Here is a 3011-nt window from a genome sequence, read left to right as displayed (position 1 = left end):
GTATGTGCGCGAGCAGGATCGCATCGCGCGTACCGTGGTGCTCAAGCTGAAGACCGCGTACTTTCGCACGCTCACGCGCAGCCACACCGATGCGCTGCCAGCGCAATCCGAAGCAGCGCTGGTGCGGGCGGCGTTGCAACTGCGCGCGCGCGTCGAACTGCCGGCGTCCACGCGCTATCGCCTGGTCGGTGTGGGACTGTCGGGATTCGTCGACGCCGATACGGCGCAGCCCGATTTGTTTGCGATCAAGACTTGGGAAGCCCATGGCGCCGCGTGACTTTGGCCACGCTTTAGAATGCGTCACGGCTGTCGGCGCGAATGACCTTTGACGGGGTGGTCAGCGCGGACGCGGGTTCAAGAGTGTCGGCCTACTTCAAGGGTGAGAAGCCATGCCCGGTGACAACACGCCTGCAACGATCGACTCGACCTTCGTGGTCTTCGATGCACGGGGTCAGGCCACCCCGATCGGCGTCACCCCGGGACTCTGGGATGAACTGACCGCCCGATTCGGCGACTTCTCCGGAAAGTTGCTGGTCTCCAGCTTCCACTTCGAGCAGGACTGGCCGACCTGGGAGTGTCACCCTCACGGCGATGAATGGATCGGCTTGCTCAGCGGCGACTTCGACCTGCGCATGGATCTGCCGGATGGACATGACGGGCCGCGCAGCGTGCGCCTGCACAAGCCCGGCGCCTTCGTCATCGTGCCCAAGGGGGTCTGGCATACCGCCAAGGTCAGGGCACCGAGTGCGGCGCTGTTCGTCACGCCGGGGCAGGGCACGTTGACACGGCCAGTCGAACAGTACGAAACGGCAGGGCGTGCTGCCGCTGATCCTGCTGCGACCGCTGCACCGCCAAGCCTCAGTTCGCTGCGCCTGAACCAGGTGAACCTCGTCCGCCGTGACTTCGATGCCAGCCTGGCGTTCTACCGCGCCCTGGGCATCGAGATTGTGGAATCGCCGCGAGGCGCCGACGGCATTCGTCACGCCAAGGCGCGATGGCCCGATGGCTTGCAACTGGAATTCGACAACGAGGTGCTGGCCCGTTTCTACAACGCAGCCTGGCGGACTGGCGAGGGCAAGCGTCAAGGCCGGAGCCGGGTCGTGATTAGCATCACCCTGCCGATGCGCGAGGCCGTGGATCAACGCTATGCCGCGCTCACGGCAGCCGGATACACGGGCCGCCAATGTCCCTTCGACGCTTTCTGGGGCGCGCGCTATGCCATCGTCGCCGACCCGGACGGCAACGATGTCGGGCTGACGAGCCCACTGGACGCGGCGCGCAGAACTTGGCCGCCGGTCACATCACCGGCTTCCCTGTCGTCATCGACATGACCCGCATGCCGCCCCGGTTGCCTTGAGCGCCATGGAGCCCAACACCATGACCCACTGGAACATCGGATCCGCACGCCGGGGATCCGCCGCCGACGCCACTCGCCCGAAGATCCAGTGGGGCAGTGCTCGGCAATGTCATGAACGCCCGCACGGCACCCGCCACGTGTTGAAGCCCAAGACCCATCACACCGCTGAACTTCGCCGTGAACATGACGGCCATTCGCAATTGAAGGTGGCAAAGTCATGACCGCGGGAAAAACGACGATGGCCTTCGGCGGGCGTGTCTACGGCCTGGGCGTGATGGCGTTGGGCATGCTTTGCCTGGTGTGGGGGATCTTCGATCCGGGGCAGCCGGTGCCCAAGGACTTTCCCGACCGCACCGCCCTGGCCTATGCCGCCGCGGCGTTCATGCTCGTCGCGGGCGCGGCCGTCGTGTGGCGTCGAACCGCGGCCTGGGGCGCCGCGGCGCTCACCGCCTATTACGCGCTCATTGTCGTCATCCTGATGAACGGCCGCGTGCTGCTCGCCCATTACGCCGAGTACGTTACCTACGAAGGCGTCGCCGAGCAGCTCGCGATCGCGGCCGGCGGGCTGATTGTCTACGCCGCCAGCGCCAAGATCGATGCGGCCCTGGCCGCACGACTCACGCGCTTGGGCCAACTGGCGTTCGGGGTTTGTGCGCTGATATTCGGCGGCGCGCATTTTGTCTATATGAACCTCACCGCTCCGCTGGTTCCCCAATGGCTGCCGCCTTCGCAAGTGTTCTGGGGCTATGCGACCGGGGTCGGCCAGATCGCGGCGGGCGTTGCGATCCTGACGCGCGTGCAGGCGCGCCTCGCCGCGATCCTGCTGACCGCCATGTACGCGTCCTTCGCCCTGCTGGTGTGGGGGCCGAGACTCCTGGCCGATCCCTCCAGCCATTGGATCTGGAGCGAGAACGCCGTGAATCTCGCCCTGATCGGCGCTGCCTGGGTCGTGGCGGATTCGCTCGCGCAACCGAGGCGCCATACTGTCTAGAGGAGTGGCTGATCCGCTGCGGCGGAACCAACGCCCCTACGACATCCGCGGGTCGGTCATGACAAGTGCTGAGCGATGCAAATGCCCTCATTCGTAGCATTGCTGCGTGGTGTCAATGTTGGCAAGGCCAAGCGTGTTCCCATGGCTGAGTTGCGCACTCTGCTCACTGGGCTGGGCTACACCGGTGTCGCGACCTTGCTCAATAGCGGCAACGCGGTCTTCGGCGCCGCAAGTGGTTCGCCCGAAACGCATAGCGCGGCCATAACCGCGGCCATCCTCAGCGAGCTGGGGGTCGAAGTGCCGGTCGTTGTCAAATCAGCGACCGAACTCGCAGCCATCATTTCCGAGAATCCACTCGCCAAAGGCGCGCCAGACCATTCGCGCCTCCTGGTTGCCTTCGTCCAAGATACCAAGGCCCTCTCGAGTCTTGCCGCCATCGAAGCGCTCGTGAAACCGCCAGAACGGTTCTCAGTCGGCAAGAATGCCGCGTATCTGCTGTGCACTTCCGGCATTCTCGAAAGCAAGGCTGGCGAGGCGCTAAGAGATCGTTAACAAATTAAGTGTGCACTTCTATGCAGGCTTGATGGTGTAGTTCCAGTCGCCGTGGAAGGCGTTGCGGTCGATGGGAATGGCGGCGAAGTCGGCGTCCGAGACACCCACCCC

General features: G+C 64.7%; 5 protein-coding genes. All 5 read left to right on the top strand.

What is annotated here, in order from left to right:
• The coding region (locus tag ACYDAT_RS15995) for a DinB/UmuC family translesion DNA polymerase (RefSeq protein WP_461451423.1) at nucleotides 1–277 on the top strand (277 nt) is incomplete at its 5' end.
• A 112-nt stretch (nucleotides 278–389) separates the two neighbouring features.
• Entirely contained in the window at nucleotides 390–1331 is a 942-nt protein-coding gene (locus ACYDAT_RS15990) for a VOC family protein (protein WP_461451421.1), read from the top strand.
• A 46-nt stretch (nucleotides 1332–1377) separates the two neighbouring features.
• Nucleotides 1378–1578: a hypothetical protein gene (locus ACYDAT_RS15985; RefSeq protein WP_461442370.1), complete on the top strand. Its 201-nt coding sequence runs from the start codon at nucleotides 1378–1380 to the stop codon at nucleotides 1576–1578.
• Entirely contained in the window at nucleotides 1575–2348 is a 774-nt protein-coding gene (locus ACYDAT_RS15980) for a hypothetical protein (protein ID WP_461442369.1), read from the top strand. Before ACYDAT_RS15985 ends, ACYDAT_RS15980 begins: the two co-directional genes overlap by 4 nt.
• Before the next feature lie 81 nt (nucleotides 2349–2429).
• On the top strand, nucleotides 2430–2900 hold the full coding sequence (locus tag ACYDAT_RS15975; protein ID WP_461451419.1) for a DUF1697 domain-containing protein: 471 nt from the start codon (nucleotides 2430–2432) through the stop codon (nucleotides 2898–2900).
• The last annotated feature ends 111 nt before the right edge of the window (nucleotides 2901–3011 follow it).

This window comes from Metallibacterium sp., assembly GCF_054637675.1.
This window is presented reverse-complemented; position numbering and strand designations above follow the sequence as displayed.

What these genes read in the sequence shown, in the direction of transcription:
- ACYDAT_RS15975 (WP_461451419.1), top strand. Translation starts at nt 2,430, where the DNA reads ATGCCCTCATTCGTAGCATTGCTGCGTGGTGTCAATGTTGGCAAGGCC.
- ACYDAT_RS15985 (WP_461442370.1), top strand. Translation starts at nt 1,378, where the DNA reads ATGACCCACTGGAACATCGGATCCGCACGCCGGGGATCCGCCGCCGAC.
- ACYDAT_RS15980 (WP_461442369.1), top strand. Translation starts at nt 1,575, where the DNA reads ATGACCGCGGGAAAAACGACGATGGCCTTCGGCGGGCGTGTCTACGGC.
- ACYDAT_RS15990 (WP_461451421.1), top strand. Translation starts at nt 390, where the DNA reads ATGCCCGGTGACAACACGCCTGCAACGATCGACTCGACCTTCGTGGTC.